A 239-nucleotide genomic window follows, 5' to 3' on the forward strand; every position below is an offset into this window, starting at 1 on the left:
CACTGGAACTGAGACACGGTCCAGACTCCTACGGGAGGCAGCAGTAGGGAATCTTCCGCAATGGGCGAAAGCCTGACGGAGCAACGCCGCGTGAGTGATGAAGGGTTTCGGCTCGTAAAACTCTGTTATTAGGGAAGAACATATGTGTAAGTAACTGTGCACATCTTGACGGTACCTAATCAGAAAGCCACGGCTAACTACGTGCCAGCAGCCGCGGTAATACGTAGGTGGCAAGCGTT

The 239-nt window shown here is 52.7% G+C and carries 1 rRNA gene; it reads left to right on the forward strand.

What is annotated here, in order from left to right:
• Nucleotides 1-239: ribosomal RNA gene (locus ACY191_RS05965) — 16S ribosomal RNA — on the forward strand; the annotation flags it as partial.

The organism is Staphylococcus sp. TCBT05 (genome assembly GCF_055179755.1).